This window comes from Streptomyces sp. NPDC107500 (assembly GCF_055582785.1).
On record NZ_JBVJPF010000013.1, the window covers coordinates 1 to 16,375 of the forward strand.

The following is a 16,375-nucleotide window of genomic DNA, read 5'->3' on the forward strand; positions in this document are numbered from 1 at the left end:
GCCCGGGGTGATCGAGGAAGAGGAGAGCAGGCGAGGTCGGACAGGACGTGGGGGCCAGCCTCATCAGGCGTCTGCGGAGGGCGGGGGCGGCCTGCTGGGTGCGGGTGACCGGGGGGGGCAGCGCCGCAACCGAGTGCCGGCCTTCCGTTGCTTCGCGCGGCGGTCGTTGTCCAGGGGGCGGTCGTCCGGGCCGGCCGGCTCTCCGGCTCACGGTCGAGGTCCCGCTCCTGGGTTGCCGTGGGGCTTAGCCGAGCGGTGGCGTGAGGTATGTGGTCGCGGACGAGGTGAGTATCAAGGTGGGCGTGGTGGTGTGGGAGCGGCTGGGCGGCGTGCGTCACGGCCTGTAGATGGCGGTGACGTCGCGGACGATTTCGCGGTGCAGGGCGTCGAGGTCGGCGTCAGTGACGGTGTCTGCGAGTGCGGCCTGGTCGAGGTAGTCGTCGATGCTGCGCGGCACGGTGTTACTCCTTCTCCTCGTCGTCACCAAGGTCTATGCCGAGTTTGATGGCGATGCGCTTGCGGGCCAAGCGGCGGTGGGTGCGGGCGGTGGCCGCGGTGATGCCCATGATGTCGGCGGCCTGTCTGCAGGGGTAGCCCAGGACGTACTGGAGGATGATGACGTCGAACTGGCGCTCCGGCAGGGTGGCGATGGCCGGGTAGAGGCCGAGGGGGGGGAGTCTATGGCCGCCAGCTGCGTGCGCATGTGTTCCAACGTGGCGCGCACGGCGTCGTGGATGGCGGTGGTGCGCGCAGTTCCTGCCGGGGTGGTGCTGCGTCCGTCGTCGGAGGGGCCGACGTTCATGCGCAGGCGCATCTCGACGCGCATCTTCAGCACGCGCCAGGCGTAGGCCTCGGGTCCGCCGTCCTGGAGCAGGACGACGGACCAGTTGAGGGCGAGGTGGCTGTACAGGCGGCGCACGACCTGCCGGGCGGCCCTCATGTCACCCAGCACGGTGGCGGCGTAGCGCAGCTAGGGGCGGGCGTACAGGCGGTAGAAGGCGTCCAGATCGGACGGCATCGCATAGTGGACGCCCCGCAAGGCGTTCAGTTCCCTGGACAGGGTGGGAAACGTGTAAGGGGTGTTGCTGTCCTCGGGGAGAGTCATCGTCATGCACCCTCGTCCCGGGCAGGCACCACAGCGAGACCCGCAGCGCCCGCAAGGCGGGCCGCGGGGCGGGCGGGGGCCGCGAGGCGGGCGAGGCGGGCCGGCTGCGTGCTGAGCAGCTCGGCAACGCCGACCCGGGCGCCCGCGCGCAGCACCCGGCGCAGTCCCACGACGATGTCCGGGAGGAACACGCGCACGGCGGTAGCGGCCGCCAGCAGCACAAACAGATCATTCACAGTCATCGGAACTCTGGTCCTCTCCTGCCAACACTCGTGACCACCCCACCACACAGAGGCATAGACCACCGCATTGAGTCACCACCCAGACACCAGACGCGACCACTGCAACCCCGTGGTGCCGAAGTTCAGTGTGCTGATGTGGCTACGCGGTCGCGGAGCAGGGCGAGCTTTTCGGTCGCGCCGGTGTCTGGTGCGGCCCAGTTCAAGACGATGTGCAGGTCGGCGCGTTCGATGGTCATGATGTCGCAGTCGAGGACGATCTCGCCGAGTTCGGGGTGGACAACTGTCTTGTGTGAACGCCCGATCGGCAGTGTTTCGTAGCGGGTCCAGAGGTCGGCGAAGCGCCGGTTGGTCTCTCGCAGGCCGTTGATCAGCTCGGTGACGGCGCGGTCGTCGGGGTACCGGTCGGCGGCCCGGCGCAGGTCGGACACCATCATGCGCTCGAAGGCGTCGGCATGTGCGGCACCGCGCTCGATGCGGGAAGCGCCAGGTGCGGGCAGGGCGGCGAAGTGCCCCCAGATCAGGTTGCTCGACCGGGCATCGGCGTCGGCCGGGCCGCCGAACAGTTCGGTCCAGAGCGGGTTGCTCTGCACGATGTCCCAGGAGGCGGTGAAGACGGCCAGCGGGGTGTCGCTCATCCGGTCGATCATGCGCTGCACGCCGGGCGGCACCTCGCGTGGCACCGTCCCGGACGGCGGGATGACCGCGCCTGCCAGGCGGTAGAGCAGTTCGCGCTCCACGGCGTTGAGCCGCAGTGTCTGCGCGAAGGCCGCGAGGACCTGGGGGGAGGGATTCCTCGCGCGGCCCTGTTCGAGCTGTACGAGGTAGTCGACGGAGATGCCGGCCAGGACCGCCAGCTCTTCACGGCGCAGTCCCGGAACCCGTCGGTTGCCCGCAATCGGCAGACCGACCGCGGCCGGGCCGATGCGCTCTCTCCACGCTCGCAGTGCCGGGCCGAGCTCGGTGTGGGTGGTCATGGATCCAGTATGAGTCCGCTGCTGAGGGGCTGGGTGGTACCGGCGCTACCAGGGACGACAGCGCCTGGTGCACCCCCGCGGCCAGGCCGAGTATCGGCGTGTCAGTCCAAGCGCGTCACAGGCCGGCGGAGCGTGCCGCCGGCTCGCGGCGCTTTTTGTCCAAGGAGATACCCAAGATGGCACCCACCATCGGGATCATCGGCTCCGGTCTGGTCGGCGGCTCCGTCGCCCGCCTGGCTGTCGACGCCGGCTACAGCGTCGTGCTCAGCAATTCACGGGGCCCGGAATCGATCGCGGCACTCGTTCAAGAGCTCGGTCCGCTGGCGCGCGCCGCAACGGTCGGTGAGGCGATCGACGCCGGCGACATCATTGCCCTTCCCGTCCCGCTCCCGAGTTTCGACGCCCTGCCCGCCGACAAGCTGGCCGGGAAGGTCGTCCTGGACCAGACGAACTACTACCCGGAGTTCTGGCGGAGCGCCGAGCTCGATGCCGGGAAGCTCACCTCGAGTGAACTCGTGCAGCGGCACCTCAAGGACTCCCTGGTCGTGAAGGGCCTGCACAATCTGGACTGGAACCACATGTACTCCAACGCCCGCCCGGAGGGCGACGCAGAGCGGACGACCCTGCCGATCGCGGGCGACGATCCTGCCGCCAAGGAGGCGGTGACGCGGTTCTTGGAAGCGGTCGGCTACGACGTCGTCGATGCCGGCTCGCTCGCGGAGAGCTGGCGCATCGAGCCCGAGACGCCCATCTACTTCTGGCCGTACGCCCCCGCCATCCCGGACGGCATCACCGGGGATGAGGAGAAGCGCTTCTACCTTGAGCACCCGGTCCCGCCCGTCTCGCCCGAAGCCGCCCGCACGATGATCGACAGCGCTCGGCGGCCGTCACCCGTCGGTGGCACGCTGGCTGGGATGCCTCCCGCCCATGTCGCCATCTTCATGGACCAGGCGAGTGCCGGCACGGTGAACAAGTAACATCCGGGCGCGCCGGGGGCCGTCCTGCGGTGCTCCTGCGCCGAATCCTCAGCCCCTGGCATGAACGCTGGGCGGCATGCGGTGGGGCCCTGCCCTCGGGCAGGGCCCCACCGCATGGGACACCTTCTCTCCCGCCGGCCGGACTGCGCCGCACCTCGACGTGACAGGGCCGGGGTATGGCCCGAGTGCCGGCTATCCGGCCCCTGCCTGTTGGCGTGCCTCGTCGCGGAAGTACCGGGGAGAAGATCCGACTACGCGCCGGAATGCCGTACTGAAGGCGCTCTCGGATTCGTAGCCCGTCGCCGCGGCCAGCTCGGAGATGGAGCGGGTGTCGCTGCGCAGCGCGTCCCGGGCCAGGCTCATCCGCCATTCGATGAGGTAGGTCAGCGGGGCTGTGCCGATCCTGGCCTTGAATGCCGCCGCGAACGCGGACCGTGACATGTGGCTGATCGCTGCGAGGTCGTCGAGCGTCCAGCGCCGGCCCACGTCCGCGTGCATCGCGCGCAGGGCCGCGCCGATGCCGTCCTCGACCAGGGCGCCGAGCCAGCCGACGGGCCGGTCGGTCTCATCGGCGTGGACGCGCAGCACGTGGACGAGGATGAGCTGTGCGAGGTGCTCCAGGACCAGGGTCCGTCCGACGCCGGCGGATTCCATCTCCGCGACCGTGAGGGCGGAGAGGTTCGACAGGAGGGCTCCGCGCGGGTCGGCGGCCCGGACGAGGACGATGGGCGGCAGCATCTCGAAGAGCACCGAGGCGTTCGCCTCCTCGAAGACGAAGTCGATGCAGCACACGTAGGTGTCCTCATCGGCCTCGGCGCCGATACGCACCTCGCCGTCGTGCTCGCTCTCGTGAAAAGCAGTGGCCTGGCCCGGCGCAGGATCGAGGGAGCCGGCCAGGGTGTAGGAGGGCGGGTTGTTCAGCAGGAAGAAGTCGCCCTTGTGCAGCAGCACCGGCTCGCAGCCGTCGAGGGACATCCAGCACTCGCCCTCGAGGACGACGCCCAGCTTCACGTGCGTGTACGGATCAAAGCGCACGGCCCAGGGAGAGGCCGCGTGCACCCGGGCGGGGACGACCGCCTGCGTACGCAGAAGCCGCAGCACATCGACGATCGGGTCGCCCGATCCGACAGACCCACCCCTCCTGGACGATGCGTAATGTTTCTTGGAATCCACGTTATTCATCATACGCATGTGCGCTCCTACGGTTGAGCCCATGAGCAACGCACAGCCGGTGCCCGCAACCGGCACCCACACCACAGACGCACTCCCCGCCAAGAACTACAAGAGGATCGACGCCCTCGGTCACCAGCTGCGGGTGTACGACGAGGGACCGGCCGGCGCGCCGACCCTGGTCATGTTTCACGGCGCCCCGCACAACTCGCTCGAATTCCGCTTCAACGTTCCGGCGCTCGTCCGGGCCGGATACCGCGTGGTCATCCCCGAGCACTTGGGCGCAGGCGGATCCGACCGCCCCGAAGACGTCGAGCTGTACTCGGGCCACCACGACTACGAGCGGGCCCTGGCGGTCGTCGACGCCCTGGGCATCGACACGTTCTACGTCGAGGGCGGCGACCGCGGAAGCCTCCCCCTGTGGATGCTCGCGGCCCTGAACCCGGAGCGGGTCCTCGGTCTCATCTCGGAGAACGTCAGCCACCTCAACGGCTTCTTCATCGATCCCGCCCTCGATCAGCGCAAGCGGTCCTGGTACATGTCCTACTTCCAGTTCGAGGCCGCGGAAGAGGCGCTGCGCGCAAACGACTGGGCTCTGGCCAGGGAGTTCTTCGACTGGCACCCGGACATGGAGCACATCATCGCCGACTGGGAACGGCCCAACGGCCTCAAAGCCAGCTGGCTCAACTGGTACCACGCGACGGTCAACCCCGACAGCGCCCCCAAGGCGGAGCCGCTGCCAGACGTGACGGTGCCCGTCCTGCAGCTCTACTCCATGAACGACCCCTACATCGGCCCGGAGCAACTGATCACCGGCCGCGAGTTCATCAAGGGCCCCTTCACCCTCAAGCGCATCGCAGGAGCAGGCCACTTCATCGCCCGCAACGCCCCCGACGTGTTCAACCGCGAGGTCATCGCGTGGCTCGGCGACCGCGAGAACGAGCGTCGCGGCAGCTGACTCCAGCCGAGATGTCCCGAGCCCGTGCGCCGGAACCGACTCCGGACGACCCGCCGACGCGGGACGCCGCCCGCCCGCGCATCGCTTGCCCGTCCGCGTCGCATCGCTTGCCTGTCCGTGCATCGCTTGCACGCAGGGCAGATCCCGCACAGTGAAGAAACGGCCGCCTGGACGGAATGACGGAATGAACCGGCCACATCCTCTTCTCAGTAAGGAATTACCCGTGTCACCAAAGCTCGCCGGAAAGACCGCCCTCGTCACCGGAGGCTCGCGCGGCATCGGCCGCTCGATCGCCGAGCGCCTCGCGGAGGAAGGCGCGCTCGTCGCGCTCACCTACAACACCGGCAAAGACGGCGCCGAAGAGACGGTCGCAACGATCCAGAAGACCGGCGGGAACGCTCTCGCGCTCCACGCGGACCTTGCCGACGCGGAGTCCATCCCTCACCTGTTCACGCGGCTCGACGCCGAATTCACGCAGCGCAAGGGAGCCCGGACTCTCGACCTGCTCGTCAACAACGCAGGGAACTCGGGCTGGGGCGGCCTCGCGGACACCACACCGGACAGCTGGGACACGATGTTCGCGGTCCACGCCCGCGCGCCCTTCTTCATCGTCCAGTCGGCACTGAGCCGCCTCGCGGACGGTGGACGGATCATCAACGTCTCCTCCGGCGCCGCCTCGCGACCGATGCAGGCGGTGCCCGTCTACTCCATGGCCAAGGCCGGCATCAACAACCTGACACACGCCCTCGCGATGGAGCTGGGACCCCGAGGCATCACGGTGAACGCCGTCGCTCCCGGCTGGGTGCGAACCGACATGAACGCGGCCGTCCGCGAGAACGCGGAGATGGCGGCGGCGATCGAGGCGGACACTGCCCTGGGACGCTTCGGTGAAGTCTCCGACATCGCTTCGGTCGTGGCCTTCCTGGCGTCCGACGAGGGCCGCTGGGTGACCGCCCAGGTCATCGAGGCGAGTGGCGGCTACAAGCTCTGACTCATGCAGAGACACGGCGGTGAACCGGCGGGCGGACCGACCCTCGCTGGACCCGGCCGAAGGTGACGCCCCACAGCCGGGTCAGCAGGCCAGACTCGCATTCGCCAGCCGGCCCGCCTGACCCGGCGTTCACGGAATCCGGTCAGGTGGCGGCTGTGCGGGCAGCGCCCTGATCGCAGGTCGGGCTGCGATCAGGGCGCCGCGCAGTTGCCGGTTCTCCGCGGCCAGTTGGAGGACGGCCCTGCCATCGGACACGGAGGGACCTCGCGGACGCCACGGGCTTCCGGGGCCGGGCCTCTCACCTCGGGGCGGACCGTCGGAAGCGAGGAGCCGATGGCGCCGCGTGACTACCGAGGACCGCCGCGGGTCACCGGGCTCGGCGCCTCGACCGTGTCCACCACGAGCCAGTACTCCGAGAGGTAGTGCACCTCGTCACCCGCGTAGCCGAGCACGTACTGGACGTTGCCCGCCTCGCCCGGCAGAACGTCCTCCAGTACGAACGTCCCGTCCTCGGCGACCGGCAGCGGCGGCAGGTCAGTGACCTCCGCACCGTTCAGCCGCTGCACCGTGATCCGCGGCGTCCCGGTGGCGGCCAGGCCGTCCAGGTCGAGTCGACCGGCCGCCCTGAACGGCGCACCGGCAACGGCCGGCCCGTGCGTCACGTCCACGATGCGCGAGATGGCCAGGGCCTCCCGCGTCTGGATCGTGTGCAGCCAGAACCTGGTGCCCTCGTGATCGGAGGTCACGACGAAAAGCTGCTCCCCGTCCCCGGAGAACTCCATGCCGCGCGGGACCACGCGGTGGCCGGCGGCCTCGTCCTCGAAACTGATGCGCAGCGGCTGCCGCTCGATCGACGCATCGGCGAACGCCAACGTCAGGTCGGCCTCCTCGCCCGACGCCGCGCCGCCCTGGGCGAACCACTTGCCGTCGGGGCTGAAGGCGACCGCCGTGGGCGCCACGCCCTGGGACAGCGGCGTGTACGGGTTGCCGAGGAAGCGGGCGTCCTGGCCGCTGAGCAGTACGGTGCCCCGGTCCCCGTCGGCCACCGCGAGGACGGAGCCGTCCGCGGAGAAGTCGGCGTCCCGGAAGTCCATGCCCGTGCCCGTACCGTCCTCGGCGAACCGGCGTTCGCCCAAGAACTCCAGCAGGTGGCCGTCCGCCCCGTCCGTCACCCGGTAGATGCCCAGGTCCGGGTCGTCGAACGGAGAGGGACGCTCAGGAGCGATCACCAGCAGGCCACCGGGTCCTCCCTCGAGATGGAGCGGGGCACCCGAGTAGAAGACCTCCCCCGCGCCGCCGCCGTCCACCTGCCCGGCGACACCGACACTGCCCAGCCCGTCCGCGCAGCCCCCGGGCGACACCGAAGGCCGACTGGTGAAGAACAGCCGACCACCGGTATGCACCACCTCCCGCCCACAGTCGTCGGCCGACGCCGCGATCGGGTCGAGCGGGTCCAGTGACCCCCGGTCGTGCCGGAAGGTCGCGATGTGGTCCGACTGCCCGGCGTAGACCTTCGAGCCGTCCGGTTCCACCGCGACGCCGGACAGCGGGGCCTCAAGGTGGGCGCTCGCGGTGGCCGGGCCAGTGCCTCCGTAGAGGATGCCAACCAGCTCCCCGTCCCGGGATCCGTCCGGGTAGACCCGGTCACCGGCCAGCCACACTCGCCGGCTTGCCTCGTCCACCGCCATCTGTGTGAACGACGCGGCCGGCAGCTCCATGCCCGGCCCCGAGGGCACCACGGCCGTCGCGACGCCGCCCGGGTCGGCGGCTCCCGGGGCCGCGAACGCGGTACCGGGGGCCGCCGTCAGCACCGTCCCGGCCAGCGCACCCGCGAGCAGTACTGCCGTCAGCCTGCTGCTTCTTCCTAACGTGTTGCCCAACGCTGATCCCACCCCTGATCCCACTCCTGATCCCACCCCTGATGTCGGCGCGCCATCGTTCACGCATGGCGCGTGTTCAGACACGAAACGTCGCCAATGATCCAAGACAAATCATCAATTGTCACCGCTGTCTCACAGATGACGCGCGACCCGGCCGCACCGTACGCGTGTCCGGCCCTGTCGCGGTCAGCCGCGGGAAGGCGTGTGAGGCGGCCAGGAAACCGAGCGCCGTCAGGACGAACGGCCACGTGAAGACATGCCCGCCGGATGGTGCGAGCAGCGCGTCGACGGCCGGGGTCAGAGCCGTCGCGGTGGCGGCGCCGAGGAGGGCGTACAGCAGCGTGACCGGTGTTGCCGGCAGGAACACCCCGCACAGCGCGAGCGCGACCAGTACCGCGTTGTACCCCATGGTGCCGTCCGCGATCCGCTCGGCCGGAGTCCCGAGCGCCCACGCCGTCACGATGCCCGTGAGGCTGCCCGCGCAGGCGACCAGCCCGGCCGCCCTGCTCGCCAGGAAGACGCCTGCGAGCAACAGGGCTCCTACGTGCCACAGTTCCAGGAAGAGGATCTGGGAGACGTTGTGGAGGAACGCCCGCACCACGTCGCCCGGGTGCAGGGCGCTGCGCCCCGAGGCCGCGCCGGGGAGCGCGGCGAGGCTGGTGCCGTTCGGCCAGACCCGCCGGAAGGCCGGTGCGGCGACGGTCACGGAAACCGCCACGAGGCAGTACGGCAGGGTCAGCGGCGGCAGGTTCCAGACACTCAGTACACGCACCGCCGCAGCCGTGCCGACGGTGACCACGAGGCAGCCCGCGGCGGCGAGCAGTACGGTCGCCGGGCGGCCCGGGTCGAGGAGGACGGCGAGGCAGAGGGCGAGCAGGGCGGAGTTGAAGCTCTCGGGGCCCGCCTCCTGCCGCTCGCGCGGCACACCGAGGCCGCGGGCGGCGCCGGCACCCAGGGCGGCGCCGCCGACCGCGTACGCGGCGTAGCGCCAGTCGGCCGTGCACAGGGCGACGACGAAGACGCCGCCCGTCCAGGGATTCGCCTGGAACACCACCTGCCCCAGAGCGCTCAGTTCGCGCGTGAGGAAGTCCGGCATGCGTGCCGGACGCCACCGCCACCGGACCCGTACCGACCGTCCCATGACCCGCCCCCGATATTTCCATGAAACGATATTTGATTTCCGCAATACGATATCCGATGTCGGGCGGCCGGTCATGAGAGAGAGCACGCGGCGGCCCTGACGGGCCCCTCGTGAAACCGGTGTTGACGAGGCGGCGGGTGCGCTACGGTATGACAAGCGTCGCGTGCCGGTGACAGACCGTGTCAGGCATGGAGGCGCCGTACCGAAGGAGACCGACGATGCCTTCGTCGCACCCTTCGTCCTCGCGTGACTGAGCGCGAGACGACCAGGCTGGTTGCCTGGAGCCAAGAACTCCGCCGGGTCCACCACCGGCTGCGCGACGCCATGGCCGTGACCCGCGCCGCTCTTGCCGACGGCACGCCCGGTGAGGCGGCCACCCGGGAACTGCTGCTGTACTGCCACGGCTTCTGCGCCGCTCTCGACGGCCACCACCGAGGCGAGGACCGCACCCTCTTCCCGGCCATCGCGGCCGCCCACCCCGAACTGCGCCCGGTACTGCGCGCGCTGGAGCAGGACCACTCGATGATCGCCCACCTGCTGGGCGGACTCCAGGCCGCGGTCGACCGCACCGCCCCGCCGGAAGAACTCGACCAGCACCTCGAAGGCATCGCCGCGATCATGGAGAGCCACTTCCGCTACGAGGAGCGGCAGTTGCTCACCGTGCTCGACACCCTGGAGCTGGCAGCCGTACCCGGTGAGGTACTGGGACCGATATGACCAATCCTTCGTCCAAGCCCCTCGCCGCCGATCAGCGCGGCAACCTGCTGGTTTCATTCACGTTCGGCGCCGAAGATGTCCCGCCTGGTGGGGCTCCCACGCCCATGGCTCTGACTGCCCTGTGGCACCGCGACGAGGTCGTTGTGGTCTACGACCGGTTCCGGGGGCAATGGGAACTACCCGGTGGCCTGCTCGACCCCGGGGAGAGCCCTCGCCAGGCGGCCGTTCGTGAACTTGCCGAGGAGAGCGGTCAGGTGTCCGGCGCTCCTTTGCAGTTCGTCGGCTATGCCGGATTCCTGTTGGGTGCTCCACAGCGCGCCGAATACGGCGCCCTGTTCACCGGCAGCGCCTTACGGCGCCGCGTTTTCGAGGCCGATCGCGAGATCGAGGCGATGCGCTGGTGGGATCTGAGCGCACCCCTGCCTGGTCGTGTATCCGGCATCGACGTCTACCTCGCCCGGCTCACTCTGCCCGCCGGTTCGCACTGAGCCTGCTGTGCTGCCAGGCGAGCCGAGGCCGCCCAGCACTCCCGCAATGCAAGCCCCGCCTCCGATGGCTGTACTGCGTGCCGCAGGCGAGCTGCCTCAGGTGATCAGGCCGGCGCTGATCAGCCAGATGTGTTCGCATGTCGCCGATGCCTCCTGAAGCTTCTCGCGGGATTCCTGTGAGGCGTGGTAGAAGGTCCGCTCGATCATCCAGCACAGGGCACGTGCCATCGCTGAGGCTTGGTCCGGTCGGGTGCCGGCCTGAATGCCGGCCCGCTCCAGGACAGCGGTGATGGCCGCGATGAACAGGTCAGCAGTGTGCTTCCACAACTCGCCGATCTCCGGCACGGTCAACGACAGGTCGATCGCGGTGCGCATGACCAGGCCGTGCTCGTTCCACAGCTCGACCGTGCGCTGCATGGCCGCCGCGATGGCCTGGCGTGGCTCGTCCGTCTGCGCGGTGGCCCGGGACCGTTCCCACAGGTGCTCCACGGTCCGGGCGACGAGTGCCGTGACCACTTCCTGCTTGGAGCCGAAGTAGAAGTACAGGGCACCACGTGTGATACCGGCGCCCTGGGCCACGTCGCCGACGGTCATGGCGTCGTATCCCTTGTGCGCCAGCAGGGCCTCGCAGGTGTCGAGGATGGCCCGCTCCCGGACATCCCCCTTGCGCTCGGTGGTGCGACGGCCGCGCGCGGAAGGCTGGCCGGGCATCAGAGCTGAGCGCCCTCGGCGAAGTCGGTCGTACGCGAGAGCGCCTCCCACGCGCGAAGGTCCTCGTCCACGGCCGTGCGCGCGGCGGTGACCAGTCGCAGCGCGTCCGAGCCCAGGACGAGGTGGGCCGGCGGCTGGTCGACCGAGGTGATGTGTACGACCGCTTCCCCGGCCTTGGCCGGATTGCCCAGCTGGTTCCCGCTGGCCTTCTGCCGCGCTTCACGGATGGGGGCGAACAACTCGTCGTAGTCGTCGATGGTCCGCGCGGCGCGGGTCATGGACCGTCCGGCCCAGTCGGTGCGGAAGGAGCCGGGTTCGATCGCCGTGACGTGGATTCCGAACTGCGCGACCTCCTTGCCCAGCGCCTCCAGGATGCCTTCAAGGGCGAACTTGCTGCCGCAGTAGGCGGACATGCCGGGCACGGCCATGAGGCCGCCCATGGAAGTGACGGCCATCAGGTGTCCGCGGCGGCGTGCGCGCATGTGGGGCAGCGCCGCTTGCAGCGTGGCCACGGCCCCGAACACGTTGACCTCGAACTGCCGCCGCACCTCGGCCAGCGGGGTTTCCTCGAAGGTTCCCTCCAGGCCGTAGCCGGCGTTGGCGACGACGACGTCCAGAGGACCGACGCTCCGCTCGACCTCCGCGACCACGCCGGAGACGGCATCACCGTCCGTCACGTCCAGGATGCGGCCGTGAGCATGGCCGGGCCCGAGTTCCTCGTAGGCCCGCAGGTCCTTCTCGGAGCGGACGGTGCCGACCACGGTGTGCCCGGCAGCGAGGGCGGCCTGCGCGAAAGCGCGCCCCAGGCCCGTGCTCACGCCGGTGATGAGCCAGTTCTGCTTCTGCACTGTTCCTCCAGCAAGGTCTTGCGAGGGGGCCGAACCGCGCCCTCCAGCAATAAGTCTACACAGCGTCGATTTTTATCGTTACTGCGTCGATTCTGTTGGGGGCTCATGGGATGGGATGGATCCTCAGCGTCGTCCACGTGCCACGCATCGCCCGGATCGGCGCCGTCAAGGTCCAGCGGTCGGGCTGTCGATCGACCGGGTTTGGCGACGGACAGGGTCCGGCCTTGCGCGAGGAGCCGGTCGAGACTGGCCCGGATCCATGCCGGGGCCACGTCGTTGTCGATCTCGACGGCCCCGGTGCCGGGGGCCGGAGTGAACCTTGATCTGGTCGAAGATCCTGCGGCCCCGCGGGGCTACTGGGCGGCGGCGAGGAGCCGAAGACGGGTCAGGGTGTCGCGTACGACGTCCCGCAGGTCGCGGTTCTCGGTGGCGTCACACCACTGGCTGAAGGCGACGCGGAACACTGCCGTGCCGGTCTCGGCGGCCAGGCCGGCCTCGGTTTCGTCGACACCTCGCCGGTGCAGGGCGTCGGTCAGTGCGGCTGTCAGGGCCGCCTGCTTGATCAGCTCGCGTTCACGAAGTTCGGTGTTGGCCGTGATCACCGCCTGGCGCGCCCTCGCGCGATCACGGTCGTCGCCCGCAAGCTCGGCTACCGCGTCGAGCACGGCCGCGACGACGTCCAGCGCCGATGCCGTGGGCGGCATCGTTTCCACGACGTCCTGCACCTGCTTGGCCAGGTCGGCCGAGCCGTCGAAAAGCACCTCGCGCTTGTCGGCGAAGTACCGGAAGAAGGTGCGGGCGGTGACGCCGGCGCGCTCAGCGATGTCGGCCACCATCGTCTGCTCGAAACCGCGCTCCATGAACAGTTCCAGCGCGGCTTCGCGAAGTCGCCCCCTGGCCCCGGGTTCCCACCGTCCCATGCCGCGAGTGTAGGTGAAGTCATCCGGTGACATGCCTCCGCCCACGGGATGTCACCTCGTGACATCAGAAGTGTTAGAGTGATGTCACGCGATGACATCACCTGAGGAGGCGGTCATGGAGCGGATCCAGTACCACCAGTACGGCGGTCCCGAAGTCATGCGACTGGAAGAGTTCGAGCCCGCCCGGCCCGGCGGTGGCCAGATCCTGGTCCGCGTGCGGGCCGCGGCAGCCAATCCGATGGACTGGGGGCTCCGCGGCGGCGCCTTGAAGATGGCGACCGGGCGGACCTTCCCCCGCGGGCTGGGCCATGACTTCGCAGGCGTCGTCGAGACGGTCGGACCGGGCGTCACCCGACTCGTCGTCGGTGACGAAGTGCTCGGCGGAGCATCGATCAAGGCGTCGGGGGCCTTCGGCGACATGGTCGTCGCCGACGAGAAGGCGGTCGTGAAGAAGCCTGCGAATCTCTCCTTCGAGGAGGCCGCCGCCCTTCCGACCGTCGGGCTCACCGCCTTCCAGGCCCTGACCAGGAAGGGCAAGCTACAGCCTGGGCAAACCGCGTTCATCAACGGCTGCCTCGGCGGAGTCGGCCGAGCCGCCGCTCAGATCGCCCTGGCGCACGGCGCCTCGGTGGGAGGCAGTTGCCGCGCCACCGCCGCGCAGGACGCCCGCGACCTCGGCATCGACCCGGTCGTCGATTTCGACTTCGACCCGGAGGCGCTCGGCGGGCGATTCGACATCGTCCTCGACACCGCCCACACGCTGTCCGGCAAGGAAGCGAAGCGGCTGCTCAAGCCAGGCGGGCGCATCGTCGGCCTCCACCCCACGCCGGCAACGTTCGTGAAGGCCGCTCTGCCGGGCCCCTTCCGCGTCCTGGTCGCCCAGGCCTCGCCAGAGGACCTCGAGGAGGTCGCGCGCGCCGCCGGACAGGGCCTCCTGCGGGTGCCGATCGCCCGCACGGTGCCGCTCGCACAGGCCATCAAAGCGCTCACCGAACTCGAGCGCGACGGCACGCCCAAAGGCGGCAAGCTCATCATCACGACCGCCTGACGGTCACCGCCGGCCGACCATCGGCTTCACCCCCCCCCCGCAGGAGTTCTTCGAATGAAGACACAGATCTGGATACTCGGCGGCACCGGGCGCAGCGGCCGCACCATCGCGGCGCACCTCGCTCAGCGCGGCCTGACGGCCGTCCTCGTCGGCCGGGACGCACGCCGCCTGCACGCCGCAGCGGAGCGGACCGACAGCGAGACGCTTCAGGTTCCCTCCCTGGCCACCGCCGCCTCGGAAATCCGGCGGCAGCGACCCGCCGTGGTCATCAACACGATCGGGCCGTTCACCACCGCGGCCCCTGAGGTCGTCCACGCCTGCCGTGCCGTCGGCAGCCATTACCTCGACCTGGCGAACGATGTCGCGGCGCTCTCCGCCGCGTTCGAGATGCACGACGCGGCCACCCGGGCGGGTCACACGCTGGTCACCGGCGCCGGGTTCGGCGTGACCGCCACCGAGAGTGTCGTGGTGAAGCTGTGCGAGGGCCGTCCCGCGCCGCTCCGGGTCCGGGTCGACATGGTGCCCTCGATGGCGATGGAGGAAGGCACTGCCGGTGAAGCTTTGATCGGCACCCTCTTGGGCGGCCTCGTAGGCCGTCGGATCACCGATGGCCATCTGGCGCCGGCCCGGATTCTCAGCGATGCGGTACGTCTCACCCTGCCGGACGGATCGCGGGTGACCACGGCCAGCATGCCGTTGGGCGAACTTCTCGCGGCTCACCGGGCGAGTGGCGCCCACCATGTCCTTTCGGCGTCCAGCGAGACACCGTCCTCGCCCGTGATCCGGGCGATGATGCCGGCCGTGAGCACGCTCATGCGGTGGGAGCGGCTGCGGCTGTTCACCACACGCCGCCTCGCACGGGTACGCGTCAAGGCGAAGGAACGGCCGCGTGAGCACTCCTGGGGGCACGCGGTCGTAACCTGGGCGGACGGCGAGACCCGGGAGGGCTGGCTGCGCCTGGGCGACGCACAGGCGTACACCGGAGCCGTGGCCGCGGAGATCACCCGTCGGCTACTGGCCGGTCAGGGCCGACCTGGCGCATACACCCCGGCTGCCCTCTTCGGCCCTGCCCTCGCCGAATCGTGCGGCGCCGAATACCTGCTGCCCCGGCCCGGCGGACGACGGCACGCGTCCGACTCCGACCCGACGCGCTGACCTGCCGATGGCGGCACGGGTCTCGCCGCAGGGGTCACCGTTGGCGCCCTGCGCGCCCAGGACGCGCTCGCTCCACCAGTCTCGCCGGACTGCCCAGCGTGGCTTGGTTCACCAGGTTCGACAGCGGTTGTAAAGGCGGGCAGGTCTCGGTCCTAGTGGCCGGCCGTGGGCGTGGCCGTCGGGTGATATTCGCGGCGGAGGAGGCCGAAGATCCAGGAGTCGGAGACGTCGCCGTTGACGACGCAGTCTTCGCGGAGGGTGCCTTCGCGGACGAAGCCGAGCTTCTCCAAGACCCGGGCGGACGCTACGTTGCGTGTGTCGGTCTCGGCTTGGACGCGGTTCAGGTCCAGGGTGTCGAACGCCCACCGCAGGACGGCGTGCGCGGTCTCCGTGGCGTAGCCGTGGCCCCACGCGCCGGCGTCGAAGACGTAGCCCAGGGACGCGCTGCGGAAGTCCGGGTTCCAGCTGGTCAGGCCGCACCAGCCGATGAACGCGCAGTCGGAGACGCGGTCGACGGCCACCCGCGCCCCCGTGCCTTCCTCCTCGATCGTCCGGCAGGTCGCGATGAAGCGCTGGGCGCGGGCCGGTTCCGTCCACGGCGGGGAGTCCCAGTAGCGCAGCACGTTGGCGCTGCTGTGCAGCGCGTACAGCGACGCCGCGTCCGCGTCGGTGAACGGCCGCAGTCGCAGGCGGGCGGTGTGCAGTTCGGGGGTGGGCAAGGGCATGCGGAGCATCCTGCCGCGTCACGCTCGCCCCCGGCCATCCGTTTATCCGGACGGTTGGGGGCGCGTACGTCCGCGGTGACCCCGGACGCGACGGATGGGCGGTGAGTCCGCAGTACCCTGCCGGCCGTCGCACTCAGCAGCGCCCTGTTTCACCGCCGGATCCGTCGTCGCCGCCGTCGCCGTCTGACGCGTTTCCCAGGACCGCGGCTGCCGTTACGGCCTCGCCACCGGCGCCTGCTTGAATGCTCCGGTGATCGAACTGGTGGTATTCGCGGCAGCGGCAGGACTGACGGTGTGGCTGCTCCGACGCAGGGTGAAGCAGCGG

General features: G+C 69.9%; 19 protein-coding genes. 7 read left to right on the forward strand and 12 right to left on the reverse strand.

Annotation, left to right across the window (positions count from 1 at the left end; translation table 11 throughout):
- Positions 1 to 334: 334 nt before the first annotated feature.
- From ACZ67M_RS37260 to ACZ67M_RS37280, 5 genes are all read right to left on the reverse strand, one after another.
- On the reverse strand, positions 335 to 457 hold the full coding sequence (locus ACZ67M_RS37260; protein WP_392103147.1) for a hypothetical protein: 123 nt from the start codon (positions 455 to 457) through the stop codon (positions 335 to 337).
- Between the two features lie 4 nt (positions 458 to 461).
- Positions 462 to 887 (reverse strand): sigma factor-like helix-turn-helix DNA-binding protein, encoded by a 426-nt coding sequence (locus ACZ67M_RS37265; RefSeq protein WP_469854341.1) that lies wholly within the window; start codon positions 885 to 887, stop codon positions 462 to 464.
- Positions 888 to 970: 83 nt separating this feature from the next.
- Positions 971 to 1,111, reverse strand: a complete 141-nt coding sequence (locus ACZ67M_RS37270; RefSeq protein ID WP_469854306.1) for a hypothetical protein — start codon at positions 1,109 to 1,111, stop codon at positions 971 to 973.
- Positions 1,108 to 1,347 (reverse strand): hypothetical protein, encoded by a 240-nt coding sequence (locus tag ACZ67M_RS37275; RefSeq protein WP_469854307.1) that lies wholly within the window; start codon positions 1,345 to 1,347, stop codon positions 1,108 to 1,110. The genes ACZ67M_RS37270 and ACZ67M_RS37275 overlap by 4 nt, the downstream gene beginning before the upstream one ends.
- A gap of 122 nt (positions 1,348 to 1,469) precedes the next feature.
- Positions 1,470 to 2,321, reverse strand: coding sequence for a helix-turn-helix transcriptional regulator (locus ACZ67M_RS37280; protein ID WP_469854308.1), 852 nt, complete (start codon positions 2,319 to 2,321; stop codon positions 1,470 to 1,472).
- 176 nt (positions 2,322 to 2,497) lie between these two features.
- Between ACZ67M_RS37280 and ACZ67M_RS37285 the strand changes: the two genes are divergently transcribed.
- A complete protein-coding gene (locus ACZ67M_RS37285) occupies positions 2,498 to 3,298 on the forward strand; it encodes an NADPH-dependent F420 reductase (RefSeq protein WP_469854309.1) in 801 nt (266 codons plus the stop codon).
- A gap of 192 nt (positions 3,299 to 3,490) precedes the next feature.
- Here ACZ67M_RS37285 and ACZ67M_RS37290 read toward each other — a convergent pair whose 3' ends face one another.
- Entirely contained in the window at positions 3,491 to 4,483 is a 993-nt protein-coding gene (locus tag ACZ67M_RS37290; RefSeq protein ID WP_469854310.1) for an AraC family transcriptional regulator, read from the reverse strand.
- 28 nt (positions 4,484 to 4,511) lie between these two features.
- On the opposite strand from ACZ67M_RS37290, the gene ACZ67M_RS37295 reads away from it, so the two are divergent.
- Both ACZ67M_RS37295 and ACZ67M_RS37300 read left to right on the forward strand, forming a co-directional pair.
- On the forward strand, positions 4,512 to 5,426 hold the full coding sequence (locus ACZ67M_RS37295; protein WP_469854311.1) for an alpha/beta fold hydrolase: 915 nt from the start codon (positions 4,512 to 4,514) through the stop codon (positions 5,424 to 5,426).
- Positions 5,427 to 5,610: 184 nt separating this feature from the next.
- Positions 5,611 to 6,417: an SDR family NAD(P)-dependent oxidoreductase gene (locus ACZ67M_RS37300; RefSeq protein WP_469854312.1), complete on the forward strand. Its 807-nt coding sequence runs from the start codon at positions 5,611 to 5,613 to the stop codon at positions 6,415 to 6,417.
- 347 nt (positions 6,418 to 6,764) lie between these two features.
- Here ACZ67M_RS37300 and ACZ67M_RS37305 read toward each other — a convergent pair whose 3' ends face one another.
- Entirely contained in the window at positions 6,765 to 8,309 is a 1,545-nt protein-coding gene (locus ACZ67M_RS37305) for a hypothetical protein (RefSeq protein WP_469854313.1), read from the reverse strand.
- Between the two features lie 109 nt (positions 8,310 to 8,418).
- Positions 8,419 to 9,393, reverse strand: coding sequence for an urea transporter (locus tag ACZ67M_RS37310; protein ID WP_469854314.1), 975 nt, complete (start codon positions 9,391 to 9,393; stop codon positions 8,419 to 8,421).
- Between the two features lie 291 nt (positions 9,394 to 9,684).
- Between ACZ67M_RS37310 and ACZ67M_RS37315 the strand changes: the two genes are divergently transcribed.
- A complete protein-coding gene (locus ACZ67M_RS37315) occupies positions 9,685 to 10,155 on the forward strand; it encodes a hemerythrin domain-containing protein (protein ID WP_392016143.1) in 471 nt (156 codons plus the stop codon).
- Positions 10,152 to 10,643: an NUDIX hydrolase gene (locus tag ACZ67M_RS37320; protein ID WP_469854315.1), complete on the forward strand. Its 492-nt coding sequence runs from the start codon at positions 10,152 to 10,154 to the stop codon at positions 10,641 to 10,643. Before ACZ67M_RS37315 ends, ACZ67M_RS37320 begins: the two co-directional genes overlap by 4 nt.
- Positions 10,644 to 10,739: 96 nt before the next feature.
- On the opposite strand, the gene ACZ67M_RS37325 is transcribed toward ACZ67M_RS37320, so the two are convergent.
- From ACZ67M_RS37325 to ACZ67M_RS37335, 3 genes are all read right to left on the reverse strand, one after another.
- Positions 10,740 to 11,354, reverse strand: coding sequence for a TetR/AcrR family transcriptional regulator (locus ACZ67M_RS37325; protein ID WP_392103161.1), 615 nt, complete (start codon positions 11,352 to 11,354; stop codon positions 10,740 to 10,742).
- Positions 11,354 to 12,202 (reverse strand): oxidoreductase, encoded by an 849-nt coding sequence (locus ACZ67M_RS37330; RefSeq protein ID WP_378808284.1) that lies wholly within the window; start codon positions 12,200 to 12,202, stop codon positions 11,354 to 11,356. The genes ACZ67M_RS37325 and ACZ67M_RS37330 overlap by 1 nt, the downstream gene beginning before the upstream one ends.
- A 353-nt stretch (positions 12,203 to 12,555) precedes the next feature.
- Positions 12,556 to 13,122: a TetR family transcriptional regulator gene (locus tag ACZ67M_RS37335; RefSeq protein WP_361362440.1), complete on the reverse strand. Its 567-nt coding sequence runs from the start codon at positions 13,120 to 13,122 to the stop codon at positions 12,556 to 12,558.
- A gap of 115 nt (positions 13,123 to 13,237) precedes the next feature.
- Between ACZ67M_RS37335 and ACZ67M_RS37340 the strand changes: the two genes are divergently transcribed.
- Both ACZ67M_RS37340 and ACZ67M_RS37345 read left to right on the forward strand, forming a co-directional pair.
- The gene (locus ACZ67M_RS37340; protein WP_469854316.1) at positions 13,238 to 14,170 is read left to right on the forward strand and encodes an NADP-dependent oxidoreductase; all 933 of its coding nucleotides are present in this window, start codon (positions 13,238 to 13,240) and stop codon (positions 14,168 to 14,170) included.
- Between the two features lie 54 nt (positions 14,171 to 14,224).
- Entirely contained in the window at positions 14,225 to 15,325 is a 1,101-nt protein-coding gene (locus tag ACZ67M_RS37345; protein ID WP_469854317.1) for a saccharopine dehydrogenase NADP-binding domain-containing protein, read from the forward strand.
- 152 nt (positions 15,326 to 15,477) lie between these two features.
- Here the strand turns inward: ACZ67M_RS37345 and ACZ67M_RS37350 are convergent, their stop codons facing one another.
- Positions 15,478 to 16,050 carry a GNAT family N-acetyltransferase gene (locus ACZ67M_RS37350; protein WP_469854318.1) on the reverse strand — a complete coding sequence of 191 codons (573 nt, stop codon included), beginning with the start codon at positions 16,048 to 16,050 and terminating at the stop codon, positions 15,478 to 15,480.
- Between the last annotated feature and the right edge of the window lie 325 nt (positions 16,051 to 16,375).